The organism is Anoxybacillus amylolyticus, from assembly GCF_001634285.1.
In the GTDB taxonomy this organism is placed as follows: Bacteria; Bacillota; Bacilli; order Bacillales; family Anoxybacillaceae; genus Anoxybacteroides; species Anoxybacteroides amylolyticum.
Genome location: NZ_CP015438.1, coordinates 1,103,453 through 1,125,473 on the forward strand (window position 1 = coordinate 1,103,453; position 22,021 = coordinate 1,125,473).

24 protein-coding genes are annotated in these 22,021 nt (G+C 42.6%); 15 read left to right on the top strand and 9 right to left on the bottom strand.

Going from position 1 to position 22,021, the window contains the following annotated elements:
• Positions 1–9: 9 nt before the first annotated feature.
• Positions 10–1,077, top strand: a complete 1,068-nt coding sequence (locus GFC30_RS05675; RefSeq protein ID WP_066323282.1) for an ABC transporter ATP-binding protein — start codon at positions 10–12, stop codon at positions 1,075–1,077.
• Between the two features lies 1 nt (position 1,078).
• Entirely contained in the window at positions 1,079–2,017 is a 939-nt protein-coding gene (locus tag GFC30_RS05680; RefSeq protein ID WP_066323283.1) for an ABC transporter ATP-binding protein, read from the top strand.
• Between the two features lie 120 nt (positions 2,018–2,137).
• Here GFC30_RS05680 and GFC30_RS05685 read toward each other — a convergent pair whose 3' ends face one another.
• Positions 2,138–2,323 (bottom strand): hypothetical protein, encoded by a 186-nt coding sequence (locus GFC30_RS05685; RefSeq protein WP_066323284.1) that lies wholly within the window; start codon positions 2,321–2,323, stop codon positions 2,138–2,140.
• A gap of 207 nt (positions 2,324–2,530) precedes the next feature.
• Here GFC30_RS05685 and spxA point away from each other — a divergent pair, with 207 nt between their 5' ends.
• Complete coding sequence (spxA, locus tag GFC30_RS05690; RefSeq protein ID WP_066323285.1) at positions 2,531–2,929, top strand: transcriptional regulator SpxA; 399 nt, start codon at positions 2,531–2,533, stop codon at positions 2,927–2,929.
• Between the two features lie 42 nt (positions 2,930–2,971).
• On the opposite strand, the gene GFC30_RS05695 is transcribed toward spxA, so the two are convergent.
• Positions 2,972–3,637 carry a TerC family protein gene (locus GFC30_RS05695; protein WP_066323286.1) on the bottom strand — a complete coding sequence of 222 codons (666 nt, stop codon included), beginning with the start codon at positions 3,635–3,637 and terminating at the stop codon, positions 2,972–2,974.
• A 195-nt stretch (positions 3,638–3,832) separates the two neighbouring features.
• Between GFC30_RS05695 and mecA the strand changes: the two genes are divergently transcribed.
• The 4 genes from mecA to pepF all read left to right on the top strand — a co-directional run bounded on the left by mecA (position 3,833) and on the right by pepF (position 9,252).
• A complete protein-coding gene (mecA, locus tag GFC30_RS05700; RefSeq protein ID WP_066323287.1) occupies positions 3,833–4,507 on the top strand; it encodes an adaptor protein MecA in 675 nt (224 codons plus the stop codon).
• Between the two features lie 71 nt (positions 4,508–4,578).
• Positions 4,579–6,087, top strand: a complete 1,509-nt coding sequence (gene cls / locus GFC30_RS05705) for a cardiolipin synthase (protein WP_066323288.1) — start codon at positions 4,579–4,581, stop codon at positions 6,085–6,087.
• A gap of 98 nt (positions 6,088–6,185) precedes the next feature.
• A complete protein-coding gene (locus tag GFC30_RS05710; protein ID WP_066323289.1) occupies positions 6,186–7,370 on the top strand; it encodes a competence protein CoiA in 1,185 nt (394 codons plus the stop codon).
• A gap of 67 nt (positions 7,371–7,437) precedes the next feature.
• On the top strand, positions 7,438–9,252 hold the full coding sequence (gene pepF / locus GFC30_RS05715) for an oligoendopeptidase F (RefSeq protein ID WP_066323290.1): 1,815 nt from the start codon (positions 7,438–7,440) through the stop codon (positions 9,250–9,252).
• Positions 9,253–9,270: 18 nt separating this feature from the next.
• On the opposite strand, the gene GFC30_RS05720 is transcribed toward pepF, so the two are convergent.
• The 5 genes from GFC30_RS05720 to GFC30_RS05740 form a co-directional block, all read right to left on the bottom strand.
• Positions 9,271–9,459, bottom strand: coding sequence for a hypothetical protein (locus GFC30_RS05720; RefSeq protein WP_066323291.1), 189 nt, complete (start codon positions 9,457–9,459; stop codon positions 9,271–9,273).
• 322 nt (positions 9,460–9,781) lie between these two features.
• Positions 9,782–10,660, bottom strand: coding sequence for a ClpXP adapter SpxH family protein (locus GFC30_RS05725; RefSeq protein WP_066323292.1), 879 nt, complete (start codon positions 10,658–10,660; stop codon positions 9,782–9,784).
• The gene (locus tag GFC30_RS05730; protein ID WP_066323293.1) at positions 10,653–11,063 is read right to left on the bottom strand and encodes a globin domain-containing protein; all 411 of its coding nucleotides are present in this window, start codon (positions 11,061–11,063) and stop codon (positions 10,653–10,655) included. The genes GFC30_RS05725 and GFC30_RS05730 overlap by 8 nt, the downstream gene beginning before the upstream one ends.
• Positions 11,064–11,383: 320 nt before the next feature.
• Entirely contained in the window at positions 11,384–11,986 is a 603-nt protein-coding gene (locus GFC30_RS05735) for a lytic transglycosylase domain-containing protein (protein ID WP_066323294.1), read from the bottom strand.
• A complete protein-coding gene (locus GFC30_RS05740; RefSeq protein WP_066323295.1) occupies positions 11,983–12,573 on the bottom strand; it encodes a CYTH domain-containing protein in 591 nt (196 codons plus the stop codon). Before GFC30_RS05740 ends, GFC30_RS05735 begins: the two co-directional genes overlap by 4 nt.
• A 124-nt stretch (positions 12,574–12,697) precedes the next feature.
• Here GFC30_RS05740 and GFC30_RS05745 point away from each other — a divergent pair, with 124 nt between their 5' ends.
• The 4 genes from GFC30_RS05745 to GFC30_RS05760 are packed head-to-tail and all read left to right on the top strand — an operon-like array spanning position 12,698 to position 15,463.
• Positions 12,698–13,072: a UPF0738 family protein gene (locus GFC30_RS05745; RefSeq protein ID WP_066323296.1), complete on the top strand. Its 375-nt coding sequence runs from the start codon at positions 12,698–12,700 to the stop codon at positions 13,070–13,072.
• A gap of 17 nt (positions 13,073–13,089) precedes the next feature.
• Positions 13,090–13,728 (top strand): GTP diphosphokinase, encoded by a 639-nt coding sequence (locus GFC30_RS05750; protein WP_066323297.1) that lies wholly within the window; start codon positions 13,090–13,092, stop codon positions 13,726–13,728.
• Positions 13,725–14,540, top strand: a complete 816-nt coding sequence (locus tag GFC30_RS05755) for an NAD kinase (RefSeq protein WP_066323298.1) — start codon at positions 13,725–13,727, stop codon at positions 14,538–14,540. Before GFC30_RS05750 ends, GFC30_RS05755 begins: the two co-directional genes overlap by 4 nt.
• Positions 14,541–14,557: 17 nt before the next feature.
• Entirely contained in the window at positions 14,558–15,463 is a 906-nt protein-coding gene (locus GFC30_RS05760) for an RluA family pseudouridine synthase (protein WP_066323299.1), read from the top strand.
• On the opposite strand, the gene prpE is transcribed toward GFC30_RS05760, so the two are convergent.
• Both prpE and GFC30_RS05770 read right to left on the bottom strand, forming a co-directional pair.
• On the bottom strand, positions 15,454–16,209 hold the full coding sequence (prpE, locus tag GFC30_RS05765; RefSeq protein WP_066323300.1) for a bis(5'-nucleosyl)-tetraphosphatase PrpE: 756 nt from the start codon (positions 16,207–16,209) through the stop codon (positions 15,454–15,456). The two genes, GFC30_RS05760 and prpE, sit on opposite strands and share 10 nt — an antisense overlap.
• A 46-nt stretch (positions 16,210–16,255) precedes the next feature.
• Positions 16,256–17,431, bottom strand: coding sequence for an FtsW/RodA/SpoVE family cell cycle protein (locus GFC30_RS05770; protein ID WP_066323301.1), 1,176 nt, complete (start codon positions 17,429–17,431; stop codon positions 16,256–16,258).
• Positions 17,432–17,639: 208 nt separating this feature from the next.
• Between GFC30_RS05770 and fabI the strand changes: the two genes are divergently transcribed.
• The 4 genes from fabI (at position 17,640) to GFC30_RS05790 (ending at position 22,017) form a co-directional block, all read left to right on the top strand.
• A complete protein-coding gene (fabI, locus tag GFC30_RS05775) occupies positions 17,640–18,416 on the top strand; it encodes an enoyl-ACP reductase FabI (RefSeq protein ID WP_066323302.1) in 777 nt (258 codons plus the stop codon).
• Positions 18,417–18,535: 119 nt separating this feature from the next.
• Positions 18,536–18,883 (top strand): CotO family spore coat protein, encoded by a 348-nt coding sequence (locus GFC30_RS05780; protein WP_066323303.1) that lies wholly within the window; start codon positions 18,536–18,538, stop codon positions 18,881–18,883.
• 582 nt (positions 18,884–19,465) lie between these two features.
• Entirely contained in the window at positions 19,466–20,560 is a 1,095-nt protein-coding gene (locus GFC30_RS05785) for a CotS family spore coat protein (protein ID WP_066323304.1), read from the top strand.
• Between the two features lie 2 nt (positions 20,561–20,562).
• A complete protein-coding gene (locus GFC30_RS05790; RefSeq protein WP_084256209.1) occupies positions 20,563–22,017 on the top strand; it encodes a glycosyltransferase family 4 protein in 1,455 nt (484 codons plus the stop codon).
• Positions 22,018–22,021 lie beyond the last annotated feature (4 nt).

Genomic DNA, 22,021 nt, shown 5'->3' on the forward strand with positions numbered 1-22,021 from the left:
GGTGAAGACATGGAAAAGTTATTGGAGGTAAAAGACTTACAAGTATCCTTCCAAACGTATGGGGGAGAAGTACAAGCGGTCCGCGGCGTCAGCTTTCATTTGAATAAAGGCGAAACACTGGCGATTGTTGGGGAGTCTGGTTCCGGAAAAAGTGTGACATCACAAACGATTATGCGCTTAATTCCAACACCACCAGGAAAAATTAAGAGCGGAAAAATCATTTTTAATGGTGAAGATTTAGCGAAAAAAACAGATAAAGAAATGGAAGCGATTCGTGGAAAAGATATCGGGATGATTTTCCAAGATCCGATGACATCGCTCAACCCGACGATGAAAGTCGGGCATCAGATTATGGAAGTATTAGTGAAACATTTGAAAATGGACAAGGCAGCTGCGAAAGAACGGGCAATTGAGTTGTTGCGCCTTGTTGGTATTCCGTTTCCGGAAAAAAGGGTGAATCAATATCCTCATGAATTTTCCGGTGGAATGCGGCAGCGGGCGATGATTGCCGTGGCGTTAGCATCCAATCCGAAATTGCTCATTGCAGACGAGCCGACAACGGCATTGGACGTAACGATTCAAGCACAAATTTTAGAATTAATGAAAGATTTACAGAAAAAAATGGGAACGTCAATCATTTTTATTACGCATGATTTAGGGGTCGTTGCAAACGTTGCTGATCGTGTGGCAGTCATGTACGCAGGAAAAATTGTCGAAATGGGAACGGTCGATGAAATTTTTTATGATCCGAGACACCCGTATACGTGGGGACTACTTGCTTCGATGCCAAGCCTTGATAGCGATGATAAATCGGAGCTTGCAGCCATCCCTGGAACACCGCCGGATTTAACGAATCCGCCAAAAGGAGATGCGTTTGCTCCACGTAATCCATATGCGATGAAAATTGATTTTGAACTAGAACCACCGATGTTCAAAATTTCCGATACACATTATGCCGCAACGTGGCTGCTTCATCCAGATGCGCCGAAAGTAGAGCCGCCTGAAGCAGTAAAGAAACGGTTGCGCCAACTCTCCTCTAACTATCCACAACCAGTTATTGTAAAGGAGAGTGAATAACATGGCTGAAAAACAAAAACTAATTGAAATTAAAAATTTAAAACAATATTTCCCGGTTGGGCACGGGCAAGTGATTAAAGCCGTCGACGGTGTAACGTTCGATATTTACAAAGGCGAAACGCTGGGGCTTGTAGGGGAGTCTGGCTGCGGAAAGTCGACGACAGGACGGACGATTATCGGGCTATATCAAGCAACGGACGGGGAAGTGTTGTTTAACGGCGTGAGCGTTCATGCGAAAAAGTCGTCCCAAGAATTAAAAGAGTTGAAGCGGAAAATGCAAATGATTTTCCAAGACCCGTACGCTTCGCTCAATCCTCGGATGACTGTTGCCGATATTATTGCGGAAGGCATTGACATTCATGGGCTAGCGAAAACGAAAGAAGAGCGCATGAAGCGCGTCTATGAGCTGCTTGAAACGGTCGGATTGAACCGCGAACATGCGAACCGTTATCCGCACGAGTTTTCCGGTGGACAGCGCCAGCGGATCGGGATTGCGCGCGCGTTAGCCGTAGAGCCGGAATTTATTATTGCCGATGAGCCGATTTCCGCGCTCGACGTATCGATTCAAGCGCAAGTCGTCAACTTAATGAAAAAATTGCAGCGAGAAAAAGGGTTAACCTACTTATTTATTGCCCACGACCTTTCCATGGTCAAATACATTAGCGACCGCATCGGTGTCATGTATTTCGGAAAAATGGTTGAATTGGCTGAGGCGGAAGAATTGTATCGCAATCCAATCCACCCATATACAAAAGCGTTGCTGTCGGCGATCCCGCTTCCAGATCCAGAAACAGAACGGGTGCGCAGACGAACCGTTTACGATCCGTCCCAGCATAACTATAAAGAAGGCGAACCGCTTGAATTCCGCGAAATTACACCAGGGCATTTTGTGTTATGTTCGGAAGACGAATACAAAAAGTATAAAGCGATGTATAGCTGATCTCTCGTTTCGAGAGATCTCTTTTTTGTTATTATAAAATATTTTCATTAATTTTACTATTTTGATTTTAAAAAAATCTCGAGGTGAGTGCTCGAGATTTTTCCATCGTCTTTTATTTGTTTAGCTTTTTTTGCCGCCAACAAGCCGCCAGCCTGTCTGTGTTTTCATTGTTTCGTTGACGTGTTCGGTCCGCTTCGAACCGCCAAATACGCTTTCGCCAATGCCGTTTGTAATAACCCCCATCAATGCTGTGATACCGATAATAAGGACACCGACAATCGCTAAATCAATGAAATATTGTCCCATATCGCGCTTCCTCCTATCTTGCCTATACCTGCTTCTTTTTTTATTTTAGATGATTTTTAAGCCGGAGGGAAGCGGTTACCAGAAAAGATTTTGAAAAAATATACCTTTTTGATTGGATTTATTGTATAATATACAACATGAAAGTCATTTTAAAGTAATCACGTACATTATAATATAGAAGCCATCCTGCTAAAAGGAGTGAAAGCGATGGTCAAATTGTATACATCCCCTAGCTGCACATCGTGCCGGAAAGCAAAAATCTGGCTAGAAGAGCACGATATACCGTATGTTGAGCGAAATATTTTTGCGGAGCCGTTAACGATTGAAGAAATTAAAGAAATTCTTCGTATGACCGAAACGGGGACAGACGAAATTATTTCGACTCGTTCAAAAATTTTCCAGAAACTTAATATAAATCTCGAAACATTGCCACTTCAAGATTTATATGAGATCATTCAAAAACATCCGGGCATTTTGCGGAGACCGATTATAATCGACGAAAAACGTCTGCAAGTCGGCTATAACGAAGACGAGATTCGCCGCTTTTTGCCGCGGAAAGTGCGCGCTTATCAACTTCGGGAAGCACAGCGCCTTGTCAACCAGTGAAAAACTTCTACATGGAATCCCATGTAGAAGTTTTTTCTCTACTTACGTGAAACGATGTCGTTTTTTTGCCGCTCCCCCGAACAAGACAATGAGTAAAGCTGTAAGAAACGGGAGAAAAGGACGGACAAGAGGGATATTATCGTACAAAAATTGCATCCGTTCTTCTGCGGTTAACATTTTTCCAGCGGTGTAGGCTAACAGCGCCGCTCCGATATAAAGAAGAAAAGGATACCGCTCCATGGAATAAAGAATGAATTTACTGCCTAAAATGATAATCGGAACAGAAACAAGAAAGCCGAATACGACAAGCGACGGATGGCCGTTGGCAGCGCCAGCAATGGCGACCACGTTATCTAATCCCATGACGACATCCGCGACGACAATCGTTTGTACCGCTTTCCAAAGAGACGTTTCCGACTTAATGTGCGCATGGGCATTTTCTTTTTGAACTAATAATTTAAACGAAATCCAAAGCAATAAACAGCCACCGGCAAACTGCAAAAAAGGGATTTTCAACAGTATGACAACGGTAGCAGTCAACAAAATTCGTACTATAATGGCAAGAGTGGTGCCGAGGACGATGGCAGTATTGCGCTTATGCTCTGGTAAATTGCGGCTTGCCATTGCGATGACGACTGCGTTATCTCCACCAAGAATGAGATCAATGCCGATGATGAGAAGGATAGATGTCACATATTCGCTTATCATATATGTCCCTCATTTCTTTTTTCTTTCATCACTATGTATAGTAGGACATGTTTTCTTTCAGACTATTTTTTTAAAAATGGGGTTTTTTTATTTCCCTTCTTGCGTGTTTTATCATAAAATAGAGGTACAAGGTATATCCTTGGCGGGGGTAAAAAAGTCCCTTCAATCTTATTTTTTCAGAAGGGAGAGATAGCAATGGAAATGGAACGCATTAATGAGCATACGGTGAAGTTTTATATTTCGTACGTTGATATAGAGGAACGCGGATTTGACCGTGAAGAAATTTGGTATAACCGCGAACGAAGCGAAGAGTTATTTTGGGAAATGATGGATGAAGTCCATAACGAAGGGGATTTTTCGCTAGACGGACCGCTTTGGATTCAAGTGCAAGCACTTGACAAAGGGCTTGAAGTGCTTGTGACAAAAGCGCAAATTTCAAAAGACGGGAGCAAGTTAGAACTTCCGCTTCCAGAAGAGCGGTTACGCGAATTTCCGGTCGATGAACGAATTGAAGAACTTCTTGACCAACATTTTCACATTGAACGCGACCAAGAGTTGATACCGGAAGACGATGAAAGTATTTTACATTTTACGATTTCTTTTAAAGATATTGAAGACGTTATTGCTTTGGCGCATCGTGCAGATTTTTCACACATCCGAAATCGGTTGTTTTTATTTGAAGGACGCTACTACTTATACGTCGAATTTTCCGAAGAGTATACGGAAGCTGAAGTGGACAATTGGCTCTGCATGTTGTTAGAATTCGGGAACGATTCGCCAGTTACTATCCATCGATTAGAAGAGTATGGAAAAGAGATTATTCATGAAAATGCGTTAGCGACGTTAGCAACCCATTTTCCATTAAAGTAAAAACCGATTTCCGCTGTTGAAATCGGTTTTTTCATGCATCGTAGGCAGTGAATAGGGTAGGGTGAATATCATTGAGAAATACGTTACAGGTACTTATTTTTTTACTACTATTAAGTGTTTTTTTGTTTTTTACGAAAAGCTATTGGGAAGGCTGGTTGCTTGGGTTTCTTAGCCTTCTCATCACATGTTCTGTTATTTTTATTGCCTTTGTTATTTCGTTAGAAAATAGAAGACCTGCTCAAACGTTAACATGGCTTGTGGTGCTTGGAAGTTTTCCGCTCGTCGGCTTTTTCTTTTATATTATGTTTGGGCGAAACTACCGGAAGCAGCGGCTGTTTAAAAAGAAAGCGATGCTTGATGAGCAAATGTTTTTAAAATATGAAGGGCAGCGCGCTTCCATTCAGCAAACGAACGAATTGAAAGAGCATCAACAGCCGTTATTACGACTAGCGCATCGCCTTGGAAAAAGCCCAGTATCGCTATCGACAGAAACGAAAGTATTGACGAACGGGGAAGAAACGTTTGCCGCTATTTTTGCCGAATTGGAAAAAGCGACGCATCATATTCATTTAGAATATTATATCGTCCGACATGATGATGTCGGACAACGATTAAAAGACATTTTAATTGCGAAAGCAAAGAAAGGAGTACACGTTCGTTTTTTGTATGATGCGGTCGGGAGCTGGAAGCTGTCAAAAGTTTACGTTCAAGAGCTACGCGAGGCGGGAGTGGAAATGGTTCCTTTTTCCCCTGTACGTTTGCCATTTTTAAATAATAAAATCAATTTCCGTAATCATCGGAAAATCATTGTCGTTGATGGGACGGTTGGCTTTGTTGGCGGGTTGAACATTGGGGATGAATATTTAGGGAAAAACGAATACTTTGGCTTTTGGCGCGATACGCATTTATGGATTCGTGGGGAAGCAGTTCGTACGCTGCAGCTCATCTTTTTGCAAGATTGGTATTACATGACGGGAGAAACGTTATTGACGCTAAATTATTTGTCACCGACGCTTACGTTTAGCGGGGAGCGGGGAGGGGTGCAGCTAATTGCTGGAGGTCCCGATCAAGAATGGGAAGTAATTAAGCATTTATTTTTTGCGATGATTACATCAGCAAAACAGTCGATTTGGATCGCTTCTCCGTATTTTATTCCAGACGAAGATATTTTAACTGCGCTAAAAGTAGCGGCATTAAGCGGAATCGATGTTCGAATTTTAGCACCGAAACGCCCTGATAAAAAAATTGTGTTTTATGCTTCTCGTTCTTATTTTCCTGAACTGCTAGAGGCAGGGATTGACATTTATGAATACAACAAAGGATTTTTACATAGCAAAATCATTGTGGTCGATGGGGAGCTTGCGTCGATTGGGACGGCAAATATGGATATGCGCAGCTTTCATTTAAATTTTGAAGTGAATGCTTTTTTGTATCATACAGAAAGTACAAAAAAACTCGTCGAGGATTTTTTGCACGACTTTCGCGATTCCGAGCGAATAGACTACGATACGTTTAAAAAACGGCCGTTTTCGATTCGCGTCGTCGAATCTGTCTGTCGGCTATTATCGCCGTTATTATGAACGCCTAGTTTAGGCGTTTTCTTTTTATAGAGAAGGATTTTGAGCGTGCGTACGCGAATAAATAAGTGACATTGCTCGCTAGGAAAGGAAGTGGTCTTTTGCTTGTCGCGTTATTAAAAAACGGACAATCGTTTTCGCTTATCGACGGGTGGACGAAAGAGCAATTGATGCAATTGCGCAAAACCGAGTCGTTTTTTTGCCCCGCATGTCAAAATGAAGTGATTTTAAAACTTGGCACAAAACGAATGCCACACTTCGCTCATAAAAAAGAACGCGCTTGTCCGTTTGAACAAGAAGCGGAGTCACCGTATCATCTTTCTGGAAAAACGGATTTATTTCATTGGCTAAAGCATCAAGCGCTAAATGTTCAATTAGAGCCGTATTTTTCGTCCATTCAGCAACGACCAGATCTTGCGGTCGTAGCCGATCGAGTGTATGCCATTGAGTATCAATGTTCGACGTTGAGCGAATCGCTATTTTTGAAGCGCAATGCCTCCTACAAAGAAGGAGGGATTCAGCCGCTTTGGATATTAGGGGCGCATCATTTGCAGAAGCTTGCGATGTATCGCTACAAACTCTCACGCTTTCAATGGTTGTTTGCCCAACAAAGCATTTCCCCACCATGCCAACCGATGATTTTGTACTATTGTCCACAAGCGAAACAACTCATTCGGCTTATACAGCCTATTCCATTCTCCTCCTACTACACGTTTTCCGTTCCAATTGTCGAAAAGTTAGAAAAGCTATGTTTTCAAGAGTTACTTCATTTTCCGTCTGTGCAGCTTCCTTCGTTATTTTGGACAGAGTGGCTTGCACAAAAGAAAAAATGGAGGCTTACGTTTACGATGTACCCTTCGGCGACGAATCGGGCGATTGGTTCGGATTTTTATTCCCGTCACTTGCCAGCACTTTTTCCTTGTGAGGCAGGGTGGCCAGTTGCACACGGCTATTTGTTTGAAACCCCGCCATTTATTTGGCAAACATATCTCTTATTATTTTTGCAAAGCAATGACGTCTATTCGCTGTCTTCTCTGTATGTATGGCTAAAAGAAAAAATAGGGGAACAAAAAATTGTCTTGCGTCATCTTCCGCTCGCTCAAGCATATGCTTATACGAGGGCGGTTTACGAATACATTGATTGTCTTTCTCAGCTGGGCTATGTGCAGTGGGTGCATAAAAAAGCGATTCGTCGCGTAAAGGAATGGACGTACCCTCGTACGATAGAGGAAGCGCTGTTTGAAGATCGCCGATTGCTTGAGCGTATAAAAAGAAAATCATTATGATTGAGAGAGGAAAATAACGAAAAAAAGCGAATACTACTACAGTATAATGTTTGAAGGAGGACGATGTATGACGGAAAAGAAAACGGTGAAAACATTGCCGAAGCGCAGTGAAATTCCAGTCGAAGAAACGTGGCGATTGGAAGATATTTTTCCAACAGACGAAGCGTGGGAACAAGAATTTCAACAAGTAAAAAACATGATTCCAAAGCTATGCGACTATCAAGGGCGGCTTGGGGAGTCGGCCGACGTCCTTTACGAGGCGCTTCAATACCAAGACGAATTATCGATGCGGATTGAAAAACTATATACATATGCGCATATGCGCTATGACCAAGATACGACGAATTCGTTCTATCAAGGATTAAACGACCGCATCACAGGTCTATATAGCGAAGCATCAAGCGTAATGGCGTTTATCGTTCCGGAGATTTTGGCCATTGACGAAACAAAAATTCAGTCGTTCCTTGCAGAAAAAGAAGAATTAAAGCTTTATGAGCATGCGTTAGACGAAATTAACCGCCAACGTCCACACGTGCTGTCAGCACAGGAAGAAGCGCTATTGGCACAAGCAGCAGAAATAATGGCTGCTTCGAGCAATACGTTTGGAATGCTCAATAACGCTGATTTAAAATTTCCAGCAATTATTGATGAAAACGGCGATGAAGTGGAAGTGACGCATGGCCGTTATCTTCGTTTCCTTGAAAGCGAAGACCGCCGCGTGCGCCACGATGCGTTTAAGGCGGTATATGAAACGTACGGAAAATATAAAAATACGTTCGCAAGCACGTTAAGCGGTGCAGTGAAAAAAGATAACTTTTTTGCCCGTGTTCGCCGTTATGAATCAGCGCGCCACGCAGCGTTAAGCAACAATAACATTCCTGAAAGCGTCTATGACAATCTCGTGGAAACGATTAATAAAAACTTGCATTTGTTGCATCGCTACGTCCGATTACGGAAAAAAGTACTTGGTGTGGACGAATTGCACATGTACGATCTATATGCCCCGCTTGTCAAAGAAGTAAAAATGGAAATTACTTATGAGCAAGCGAAAGATTATTTATTAAAAGGGCTTATGCCGCTTGGCAATGAGTATATAAACATCGTAAAAGAAGGATTAGAAAACCGATGGGTCGATGTTCGGGAGAACGTCGGGAAACGAAGCGGGGCGTACTCGTCAGGAGCTTACGGAACGAACCCATACATTTTAATGAACTGGCAAGATAACGTAAACAATTTATTTACTCTCGCTCACGAATTCGGACATTCGGTTCATAGCTACTATACGCGAAAAACACAGCCATATCCGTACGGCAGCTATTCGATTTTTGTTGCGGAAGTAGCATCGACGTGCAATGAAGCACTGTTAAATGACTATTTATTAGAAACGATCGATGATGAGAAAAAGCGACTTTATTTATTGAACCATTATTTAGAAGGTTTCCGTGGTACGGTGTTCCGACAAACGATGTTTGCAGAGTTTGAACATATGATTCATCAAAAAGCGCAAGTAGGGGAGGCGTTAACAGCTGACTCGTTGACATCGATGTATTATGAATTGAATAAAAAATATTTCGGCAACGACATCGTTGTAGATGAAGAAATAGGGTTAGAGTGGGCACGCATTCCGCATTTCTACTATAACTATTACGTTTATCAATATGCGACAGGATTCAGCGCAGCGACAGCGTTAAGCAAACAAATTTTAGAAGAAGGAAAGCCAGCGGTGGACCGTTACATTGAGTTTTTAAAAGCTGGTAGCTCCGATTATCCGATTGAAGTGTTAAAAAGAGCAGGAGTGGATATGACAACAGCGCAGCCGATTCAAGAAGCGTGCGACGTATTTGCACAAAAGTTAGAAGAAATGGAACAATTATTATCGTAACGCAAAAACGAATGTGGGCTACCACATTCGTTTTTGAAATCCTTTAAAACGGTTACGATTGTTCAACGTCCAAAGCGTGCACAAAATTGTGACGAACAAAAGCGGCATCGTTAGAAATAGTGGAAATAAATGCATAATCCCTAATAAATTCATAAAAAAGGAAATTACTACAGCCAGCAGCCAAAAAATGATCGGAAGTGTTTTCATCGTATCCCTCCAAAATGGTTCTATTCCATCGTATGAGAATGAACCATCCAAACATGCACGAATAAGTAGTTTATGACAAAATCGTGAACAATTGAACAAAAGGGTTGCGAAAACGAGCAATCGTTGATATGATAATTACGTGAATGAAATCACAAACAACCTTATACCCCTTTGTTTGACCGTGAAAAATTTCTCCCATCCCCTTTGTTGTCTTAATGACAATAAAACGAAAAGATCCGACTTTGGTCGGATCTTTTCGTTTATTGGCAATTTGTATAGGCAGTCATTGTCTGGCGATAACACTTATTCATATTTTGTTCGATTACTCCATGTATCTCCAAAATGTTCCATATTTTACCGGAACTCTTTCGACGACCTGTTTTAGCTGCAGTTTTTTCATTTCTGTTTCGACTTCTTGTATATCTAAATCATATACGACTGCGATTTCTTTTGTAGCAACGAACTTAAAGTATTTTAAAAACAATTCCAGCGGAGGTGGTGGCACTGGTTCAGGACGAAATCCAAGCATATCGTTAATAAGTTCGACGTAAATGCTGTATGGATAGCAACCAGAAATTTTTATTCCTTCTTCTTCGATATTTTCGTTAAAGAAGACGAGCGTAGGTACTTCTTGGACATCCATTTCAGCGGTAATTTTTAAGTCACATTGGAATGCTTTTGCTGCGCTATTGGAGTGGAGATCTTTTAAAAACTCATCAATATCTAATTCTACACTTTTCGCACATTCGACGAGTACGGACACCTCTGAAATATTTTGTTTTTCTAAAAAAAGCACTTCTTGCAATTTGCGCAAAAAGCGAATGCCGGCGCGTTTTCCTTGCAACTCTGCTGCTTTAATGGCAATCGAGGCTGTGTATGGTGCTGGGATCGGATTTTCAATCCATAAACTTCCATCGCAAGACATGCCGGAGCGGCTCGCCGTGCGCTCCCACGTATGCGCAAGCGCTTCAAATTTTTGCTTCTTTCGAATATTTAATGTCGCTAATGTTCCGCTTAATACATGTTTTAATGTAAAAAACCGCCCGTATTCAATAAGCAATTTTTTGATGACTGGTTCAAGCGCCCAACATTCCGGACAGAGTGGATCAATAAACAAATAAATTTCCAACGGTTTTTTTTCATTATGGCAATGCTGGAAGGCAAACGTTTCTAGATTGCCTCCAGCCATCTTGTCATTCAAACGAAAGCTCCTTTCTGTCGTGTTCTGGAGTATTAATCATATGTTGGGCGGTTAAAACGAGGCGTTGATACAATTCATCGCGCGCTTTTCCAGCCAGACCGACTTCATCCATCGCTTCGCGCATACAGGAAAGCCAAGCTTTAGCGCGCGTCGGAGTAATTTCAAATGGCAAATGTCTCGCCCGTAGCATCGGATGACCGTGTTCTTCCGTATAAAGCGGCGGTCCACCTAAATATTGGGTTAAAAATTGCTTTTGTTTTCTTGCAGTTTCGGTTAAATCATCCGGAAAAATTGGTTGTAAATCAGGATGCTTCGCAACGCGGGAATAAAAAGCTTCCACAAGCTTTGCGACCATTTCTTCTCCACCAATTAATTCGTAAGGTGTTTTCCATTGTTCTGCCATTTTACTAACTCCTTTAGCCGAAAAATCTTGTACTCCTATTGTACCAACGAACCTTGCACATCTCAAACAAAGTGAATTAATAAGAAAAGCGGAGAACGGTCCTTGGCGAAGACAAGGAAACATCCGACGGAAGCGGAAGCTTTTGACGAGACGTGCTTTGCACGCCGACGGAGAAAGCAAACGCGGAGGAGGATGTTAGTTCGCAGCTAGACAAAAGAAAAGCGGAGAACGGTCCTTGGCGAAGACAAGGAAACATCCGACGGAAGCGAGGCGACTGGATAGATATAGAAAATATAACACCTCCCTTGTCGAGGGAGGCGTTAGGAATAATATGTGTTTAATATTTTCTCGACATACGCTTTTGTTTCGCGAAACGGTGGAATTCCTCCGTAACGATCTACATTTCCTGGCCCGGCATTGTACGCAGCGAGCGCAAGTTCTAGATCGCCATCGTATCGGTCGAGCAACTGGCGTAAATATTTCGTTCCGCCTTCAATATTTTGAGCTGGGTCAAACACATTCGCGACGCCAAGCATTTTCGCGGTGCTTGGCATGAGTTGCATTAAGCCTGCAGCGCCTACGCGACTAACAGCGTTTGTACGGAAATTGGACTCATGGCGAATAACAGCTTTAATAAGCTGTGGGTCGATATCATATTTTTCGGCTGTTTTTTCAATGATGTCATCGAGCGATTTTGTAGCTAGTGGCACTGCTTTCAGTTCGTTTGGACCATAGGCTGCTTCAAACGGCATTGATGAAATGCTCGGATTTTCTTGTTTTTCCATGGAAGAAAGTGAAAATTTTGTTAATAACTCTTGGAAAGACGTCCCTTCCTCAAACCATTGGCTTGGCGGTGACGGCTGATTAGAAAAAGACCGAAGCGCCTGAAGTTCCATCCACATTTTTACTTGTTGAATGTTCACCGTTGTCCCTCCGCTTCATATTTTTTCGCATAAAACCGCTTTATTTTGTTTTTCGTTGGACGAATAGGAATATTCATTGTAGTAAGTAACCGCTCAAATATCGCTTTTCCACCCACACGATCAGTCGTTTCATATTCAACTTCATAGTCTTCCGTTTGCAAATAGAGGCTATGGTCAAGCACAAGCAGACCACTTTCATACGGGATTTGCGCACGATGTGTCGCGAGCGTTCCGAAATAGCGCAACGTGTCCGGCACTACACCGAGCGATTGCAGCATCGTTTTTATTCCTAAAGGAAAAGTAGCCGAATTTGTCAATAACGACTGCGCTTCTTCTGTTGTGAGCGGCTCGTGTGTTTCTAATACTCCTTCCTCAATCGTCTGTTTTAACGTCAACGTGCACGTATTTTGTTTCACGCGAATACGCAACGCCGCCCCTTTTGCTTTTAACGAAAACATTGGTGTATCAAAATAATGGTTTTCTTGATACAAAAAAGCGTCGTCGTCGATGTGAAACGCTTGCTTCATACGTAAAAACTCATCTTTTGTCAACATATTTTTAAATTCAATTTCTACTTCTTGTTTCATCGCTCTAACTCCTTCCCTTACATTTATTATGAAATGTTTCCGATAGAATAGCAATGGTTTATTATGCATAGGTTGGGTATGGTAAAATAGAAGCTGGATTGTTTGATGGGAAGGAGATTATGCGATGCGAAAAACGATACGAATTACTAGAACAGAAAAACGGGGCAATGAGCTTTGGTTAGTGAGTGATATTCCATCATTTTCAACAGAAGGAGCTGTCCCAAAATGCTACATGCTTGTCAATTCAGATGAACAAGCGTTTGTTTATATAATAGAGAAGGGCGATGAGTTTGTGTACGTGTCCATTCCACAGCCGTGCTGGAAGGAAATAAAAGAAGTGCTTACAGAGCCGTTGACGGTCTGGCTACGAGCTGGAACGAATGAGCTTGAACTCATTGGATTTTCCGAAGAGCTTGCGTATTTAATTGACAATATTGCAGGAAATGCGAACTACGGTGAAGAAATGGAGAAAGCGGTAAAAGAGACGTTTCTTACATAATCGGTGGTGGTGGGAATATGGTAAAGCATTGGGATTTATTTTTAGCTCCGTATAAACAGGCAGTGGAAGAGTTAAAAGTAAAATTAAAGGGGATGCGGGCTCAATTTGAAATGCAAGGTCTTCATTCCCCAATTGAATTTGTGACGGGAAGAGTTAAACCAATTGCAAGCATTCTTGATAAAGCGCAAAAGAAAAATATCCCGCTTGATCAGCTAGAAGAAAAAATGCAAGATATCGCGGGCATTCGTATGATGTGCCAATTTGTTGATGATATAAAAACGGTCGTCGAACTATTGCGCCGGCGCAAAGACTTCGAAATCGTGGAAGAGCGGGATTATATTACGCAAAAAAAAGACAGTGGTTATCGCTCGTACCATGTCGTCATTCGTTATCCGGTGCAAACGATTGATGGAGAGAAAAACATTTTAGCGGAAATTCAAATTCGTACGCTAGCGATGAATTTTTGGGCAACCATTGAACATTCTTTAAATTATAAATATAGCGGCCGCTTTCCAGAAGATATTAAAGCTCGCCTCCAACGAGCAGCGGAGGCAGCATATCTTTTAGATGAAGAAATGTCGAAAATCCGTTTCGAAATTCAAGAGGCGCAAGCAGTCTTTTCACGAAAACAAGAAGCAAAAGGGGACGAAAGATGAGGGAGAAACAACAACCATTAAAATTTGCCGTTACTTCCAAAGGGGACGCCACTTCTAATTCACTCATGCAAAAAATAAAAAACTACTTAATCGATTTTGGGCTTATTTACGATGAAGACGGACCGGACATTGTCATTTCTGTTGGCGGAGATGGAACGCTATTGTATGCGTTCCACCGCTATTGCCGCCGGTTGGACAAGACGGCGTTTGTCGGGGTGCATACTGGGCACTTAGGATTTTATGCTGATTGGGTGCCAGAAGAAATTGAAAAGTTAGTCATTGCGATTGCTAAAACCCCATATCAAATCGTCGAATACCCGTTGCTTGAAGTGATTATTCGTTACGTAAGCGGCGGAAAAGAGGCGCGCTATCTAGCGCTGAACGAATGTACGGTGAAGAGCGTTAGCGGCACATTAGTGATGGATGTAGAAATTAAAGGGGAATTGTTTGAAACGTTTCGTGGCGATGGTCTTTGTGTATCCACTCCTTCCGGAAGCACGGCTTATAATAAAGCATTGGGAGGAGCGATTTTGCATCCGTCATTAGAGGCGATTCAAGTAGCGGAGATGGCCTCAATCAATAATCGTGTGTTCCGGACGATTGGTTCCCCGCTCATTCTTCCGGCGCACCATACGTGCATGTTAAAGCCGGTAAATCAAGTCGATTTTCACGTTTCTGTTGACCATTTATCGCTGCTTCATAAAGACGTGAAATCGATTCAATTTCGCGTCGCAGACGAAAAAATCCGCTTCGCCCGTTTCCGTCCGTTCCCGTTTTGGAAACGAGTGCGCGATTCGTTTATCGCAGACTAAAAAGAAGGATGGCAGACATGTTGAAGCGGTTTACATTGCAATGGACGATAGGGGAAAAAGAAGACGGAAAGCTCGTCCGTGATTTTTTAAAAGAGCAACAAATTTCTCGGACGGCATTGACCGATATTAAGTTTCATGGTGGAGCGATAGAAGTAGATGGAAAAGGAGTTACTGTCCGCCATCTTCTGCGGCGAGGTGAGACGTTGACTGTGTTTTTTCCGCCGGAAGAACGAAGCGAAGACATGAAGCCAGAGCCGCTCCCGTTAGAAATCATATATGAAGATGAGTACGTATTAGTGGTGAATAAACCTCCTCATATGGCGACGATTCCGTCACGTGAACATCGAAATGGGACTTTAGCCAATGCGTTGTTACATCATTTTGATGCCCAGCAACTATCATCTACCGTTCATATTGTCACACGGCTTGACCGTGATACGTCAGGTCTTGTGCTTGTTGCGAAACATCGTCATGTGCATCATTTATTGACTGAATGGCAAAAGCGCGGACACGTAAAGCGGCAGTACGAAGCGATTTGTCAAGGCATCATTCATAAAGAAGGTGGAACAATCGACGCGCCAATCGGGAGAAAAGAAGACAGCATTATGGAGCGGGAAGTTCGCGCAGATGGACAGCGGGCGGTGACGCATTTTCGCGTATTGGCTCGCTTCAAGACATATACGCATGTGGCGTTAGAATTAGAAACAGGAAGGACGCATCAAATTCGCGTCCATCTCGCGCATTTAGGTCACCCATTACTGGGGGACGATTTGTATGGAGGGAGCCGCACGTTAATCGCACGGCAAGCCCTCCATAGTAAAGTGCTCACCTTTTATCATCCGTTCCATCACCAAACATATCGCTTCGAAAGTTCGCTTCCTGAGGATATGCAATTATTAGTAAACGGGCCACCTCATTCGTGAGCCCGTTTTTCGCCAAATGATTGAAACTTTTCTGGTACGTATGGCATCGATGAAGGTATCGAAACCGTCTCCATTTCCGGATAGCGAAGCGCAGTTAGCGAGCCACCGAAGACACAACCTGTATCGATATTAACGGTTCGGTTGACAAACCGTGGCGCTTGGACAGGGGTATGACCGTATACGATCCATGCCATCCCATGGTAATGTTTCGCCCAATCGCGACGGACAGGCGTACCGTCCGGATTCGTTTCCCCAGTAATATCTCCGTACAAGACGAACGTCTGTACTTTTTTGTCACGTCTGCCGATATATTGTTGACGAATGCCGGCATGGGCGATAATGACCTTTCCATCGTCTAGGCGTGCATATAATGGTGCCTGTTCATAAAGCGTAATAAATTTTGTTTTGATGACCTCCTGTTCTGCTGGCGATAACGCTTCGTATTCTGCCACCGTCGTTTCAAGCCCGTGTGTAATTTGCACGTTTCGTCCAAGAAAAAAACGGTACAACTTATTGCAATGATTTCCAGGTACGTAGTAACCCAGTTCGTTTTCGACAAGCGAATAAACAGTCTCGATCGTTTGCAACGACTGTGGGCCGCGATCGGTTAAATCGCCGACAAATCCGAGTTTCCGACCTTTTGGGTGAATCGGAATGCCGCTTTCCCATTTGTAGCCTAGCGTTTTCGTCAATGCGACAAACTCGGCATAACAGCCGTGAATATCACCGATGATGTCAATGTTCATTTTCTCACCTGCTTCTACTTTTTACGATGTCACCGTAACACGCGGTTTATTCGTCTGAAGAAAACATAAATTTTTTCGTGCGGGAACGGACGTTTAGGACGAGACCAATCGCCAACATATACGTCGCCAATGAACTTCCTCCGTAGCTAACAAACGGAAGTGGTAGACCAGTTATTGGAAGTAACCCAATCGTCATTCCAACGTTTTGGAACACTTGAAACGTAATCATGCCGATGACGCCGGCGCATAAGTAGCTGCCATATACGTCATGGCTTTCGAGCGCGATATGAATCATTCGGTAGACGAGCAAGAAAAAGAGCGAAACGACAATACTAGCACCAACAAACCCAAACTGTTCAGCGATAATGCCAAAAATAAAGTCGGTATGCGCTTCTGGCAAATAGACATCTAAATTTTTATATCCTTTGCCGTACATCTCTCCTGATCCGATCGCTAAGAGGGAGCGAATAAGCTGGAATCCTTGCTCGTTCGAGTATTCGTATGGCGCTAGCCAACCGTAAAATCGGTCGAGCTGATATTCTTTCAAAATATATTTATGAAAAAAGTCAGGAAATTGAAAGAAAATAAATACGAGCACAGAAGCTGCAAATACGCCACTGAATAAAATGCCTAAAATAATGCGCCAACGAATGCCGGATACAAGTACGAGCGAAGCGGCAATGGCCATATACACCATCGACATTCCCATGTCCGGTTGACGAATTAATAGAAATAGTGGTGGAGCTAGCGCGAGTGCGATTTTTCCTAATAATTTAAAATCGTCTTCAACCGTCGGCTCGAGGTATTTTTCACGATGGTTCACGATAATTCGACTAATGACAATAATCATAAAAATTTTCATTAATTCGGATGGCTGAAAATTTCCTGCTCCTGGGATGGAATACCAGCTCGTTGCCCCTTTGATCGTCACCGTCCCAGGAACGTTTAGTTCAAGTCCGAGCAGTAACACCATGCCAAAACCGTATAAATACCATGCCATATGGAAAAGGCGGTCGTAATCCACTAACATGGTGATGGCGATAACGCCGGCGCCAATAACATACCATTGCAGTTGTTTAGCCACAAAGTTAATGTGTTGCAATTTTTCCGGTAAAGACGGTTGGGCGCTATGAATCGCAATCGCGCTGACGACTGCAATTAAAAATAAAAGAAATAGTAAATGGTAGTCTAGCTTTTGTTGCGGAAATTTATCTTGTTCCATTGTTCATTTCACTCCATTATAAAAAACTCCACATATTCATATTAGCCAATTCCATTATTTTTGCAAAGGAAACGGTGAAAATCAAGTCGAAAAATTTTGGCGGTAGTCGAGAAATGTTATTTTGCCATTTGCATTTTTTTGTTATAATAAAATTAATACTTGGTACTAATAACAAATAATAAATGTGGACGATATAGGAGGAAGGCGAATGACGTTATCGTTAAAAGGACGCACGTATGTTGTAATGGGAGTAGCAAATAAACGAAGCATTGCATGGGGGATTGCTCGCTCCCTTCATGCCGCTGGGGCACGGCTTATTTTTACTTATGCAGGAGAGCGATTTGCAGATGAAGTACGAAAATTAGTGGAAACGCTTGAAGATGATACGACGCTTGTTTTGCCGTGCGATGTGACAAACGATGAAGAAATCGTTCGTTGTTTTGCGGAAATCAAAGAAAAAGTCGGCATCATTCATGGGATTGCACACTGCATCGCGTTTGCCAACAAAGATGACTTGAGCGGTGAATACATGAACGTCAGCCGTGACGGCTTTTTACTAGCACACAATATTAGCTCGTATTCGCTAACGGCAGTGGCGCGGGCAGCGAAAGAGTTAATGACGGAAGGCGGAAGCATCGTCACGTTAACATATCTTGGCGGCGAGCGGGTTGTGCAAAACTATAACGTAATGGGGGTTGCAAAGGCGTCTTTAGATGCGAGCGTGAAATATTTAGCGAACGATTTAGGGAAATATGGTATTCGTGTCAACGCTATTTCTGCTGGACCAATCCGGACGCTATCTGCGAAAGGGGTTAGCGACTTTAACTCTATATTAAAAGAAATTGAAGAGCGCGCTCCACTTCGTCGGACGACGACACAAGAAGAGGTTGGGGATGCGGCGCTGTTCTTATTTAGCGACTTATCACGCGGCATTACTGGTGAAATTATTCACGTCGATTCAGGGTATCACATTTTAGCTCGTTAATAACCATCACCTAACGGCAAGTTCCGTTAGGTGATTTTTTTGCCAAATGACGTAAACGAGTCGCTTTTGCCTAGTCGATGCATACATTATGGTATAGACGATGACGAGGAGGAGTAAAGATGAAACAAAGCGTTCCGAACGAACCACTTCTTTATATTGTCCAGCCGAAACTAGAGCCGAAAACGTCATATATGCAACAGCTATTTCAAACGAAAAAAACAGCAAGTCGCACAAGAGGGATGAAACAGTTTCAAGAAATGACCCTAGAAGAACAGGTGCAATTTTTAGTGAAACTCCCGCAGCAGCTCGCTACAAAATGCAAAATTGTTACGAAAAAAGGGGAGTATGAAGGCTTTATCGCCGAATATCGAAACGGACATATTAAATTTCAAATTGAAAAAGGGGAGAAAATTACAATTCCGTTTAAACAAGTAGAATCTGTTTCACTGATTGGGCTGAAAAGTTAACCATATTCTCTAGTCTTTGCTTCTGCCAGTGGTTAAGCTGGCAGAGTTTTTTATACATATACCTGAATCCGTGACAACTTCTTCTCATAAGTACCCAGAAATCCGATCATATTAAAGTTTTAGCTCATTTTTGTATATTCACCTATTGGGTGAAGGGCAACAAGTAAAATATTTGTTGATTTATTGCGCTTTCTCGGCAGCTTGCACGCGTTTTTATCACGGATTTAGGATATAGAAAAAATGTCTTTCTTAGGATAGGCGTCTATGCATCATGAAAAAAGAATCATATGTTGTTAGTAGTATTTCAGCACATGAGTGTTTATTATCCATTATTTTCTTAAAAAATATAGAATCATATGGATGGACACGATCTTTTCTTCCTCTTTCCTCGAACAGGAACGCCGGTGGGCAAACGTCATTTGCCCGCAAAGCGCTCATTGTTCGAGAAGGGCATGAGGACATCATGTCCAGTTGACAAGCGGAGCTTAGCTAACTAACTAAAGAAGAAAAGCTAGGTATTGTTCATTTGTTTGTAATGGTTAATCAACACGCCTGACGTGCTATTTCAAAGGAGGGAATTGGGTGGAACGAACAACTATTGAACCATGGATTGTCGATGAAACGACCGATGAATTTTTTGTACCTGATTATATTGAAGAAATTGCCGAGGACGTGTTAAAGAGCTACGATTTATTAGTAAAAAGTCGGCAAGTGGTTACTACAAAGCCAGACAAAGGCGGAGCCATTTGGAAAATGGAAACAAACGAAGGACCGAAAAGTTTAAAACTATTGCACCGCAGACCAACGAGGAGCTTATTTAGCCTAGGAGCCCAAGAGTATTTAGTTGAAGAGAAAGGAGCAAGAGTGCCGCCAATTATTAAAACAAAAGCGGGAGAGAACTATGTAGAAGCAGGGGGGAAATTATGGTTTGTTGCCGAATGGATTGAGCCGTTGACGCCGGTTACGAAAGATTTAGAGGGAGCAAAACAGCTTTGTTACGCCCTTGGCGAGTTTCATCGCTTAAGCAAAGGCTATATGCCGCCAAAACAGGCGGAAGTTGCTTCTAGGGTGCGAAAGTGGCCAAAAAGCTACCAAAAAATGATGACGAAAATGGCGTGGTTTCGCAATATTGCTAAGGCGTATCACGAACTGCCCGCAAGCGCTTCTTTATCGGAAGTCGTTGATGAATTTTCCGAACAAGCAAAACGAGGGCTTGAACGGCTACATCAATCAAGCTACGACGAATTAAGTAAACTTGGCAATGCATATTGGGGGCTTGTGCACCAAGACTACGGGTGGTCAAACGGACAGATGGGAAAAGACGGGATGTGGATTATTGATTTAGATGGGGTTGCGTTTGATTTGCCGATTCGTGACTTACGTAAGCTCATTAGCGGAACGATGGCTGATTTATACCGTTGGGATACTACATGGGTGCGAGAAATGATTAAGTCATACGATGAAGCGAATCCCCTTACGAAAGAGCTATATGAAATTTTGCTCATTGACTTAGCGATGCCGAATGAATTTTACAAAAATATAAAAGAAATCGTCTATGAGCCGGAATTATTTCTTGGGGAACAAACGAAGTTGCTTATTCAAACGATTGTTGACACCGATCAGTCGAAATGGCCGGTATTAGAAGACATCCAAAACGATTGGAAAGGGAGGGGATAGTCATGAAAATTTTAATGGTTTGTACGGAAAAACTCCCCGTTCCTCCGATATTAGGCGGAGCAATTCAAACATATATTTCTAGCATTCTTCCCCATTTGCGGTCATTTCACGACATAACCGTATTAGGAGTGAACGACCCGTCGTTGCCAGACGAAGAAACGATCGAGGGTATTCGTTATGTGCGCATTCCTGGAAAAGTATTCGAAATTTATCGGGAACATGTTGTCCGCTATATTGAGTCCCATTCATTTGATTTAATCCACATTTTTAATCGTCCACGCCTCGTACTACCGATTCGCCAAGCCGCTCCACAAGCAAAACTAACGTTAAGTATGCATAACGATATGTTCGACGCGGAGAAGATTGAGCCAGAAGAAGCGAATGAAGTCATTGCCACTGTATCAGGCATTGTTACGATCAGCAACTATGTCGGAAATGTGATTCGCGAACTATATCCGCAAGCAGCCCCTAAACTTCGCACGATTTACTCTGGAGTAGATGCCCAGCGGTTTTTGCCTGGGATGCACCAAAAGATGCAAAAAATTCGCAACGAGCTTCGCAAAGCGCACGGGCTAGAGAATAAAACGGTTATTTTATTTGCTGGCAGGCTTTCGCGCAATAAAGGAGTCGATAAATTGCTAGAAGCGTTGCCAGCACTTGTGAAAAAACATAAAGATTTAGCGTTAGTCATCATCGGCAGTAAATGGTTTAGCGAAAATAAAGTCAATGATTATGTTGCCTACGTTCGCGCCTTAGCAGGAACCCTTTCCATTCCTGTTGTGACCACGGGGTTTGTAGCACCCGATGAAATTCAAAATTGGTTTGCAGCAACTGACCTGTTCGTATGTACTTCACAATGGCAAGAGCCGTTAGCCCGCGTACATTACGAAGCGATGGCAGCAGGGCTTCCGATTGTTACGACGGCAAGGGGAGGCAATCCCGAAGTAATTTTTGCGAACGAGAACGGATTAGTCGTGGAAAATCCAGAAGACCCGAACGATTTTGTTGCTGCGATTTCTCAGCTATTATCGGATAAGGCACGGATGAAAAAAATGGGAGAAAAAGGAAGGGGATTAGCGGTTTCGCTCTATACGTGGGAGAGGGTTGCTTCTGAGCTATTAGAAGTGTGGGAACAAGCAGACGCACTAACGGACGATGAAGTCGAGCCAATGGAAGCTGCACAAACAGAAGCGATACTAGAACAAGAGGAAACGAATCAACAAGTAGACGAGAAACAAGCGAAGAAAGAAAAGAAAAAGGAAAAGAAAGAAGAGAAACAAGCAAAAAAAACAGCCAAAGAAAAGGAATCGACGCAACAGCACGAAGAAAAAACAGCAAAACAGAAGCGACAACCGTTTATTTTATCTTCTTCTTATACAGATACTTCCGATTCGAAAAAGAAAAAGAAGGGCGGTTCGAGTGATAGAAAGACAGGAAGCGGATTTATCATCAGCTAAAAAA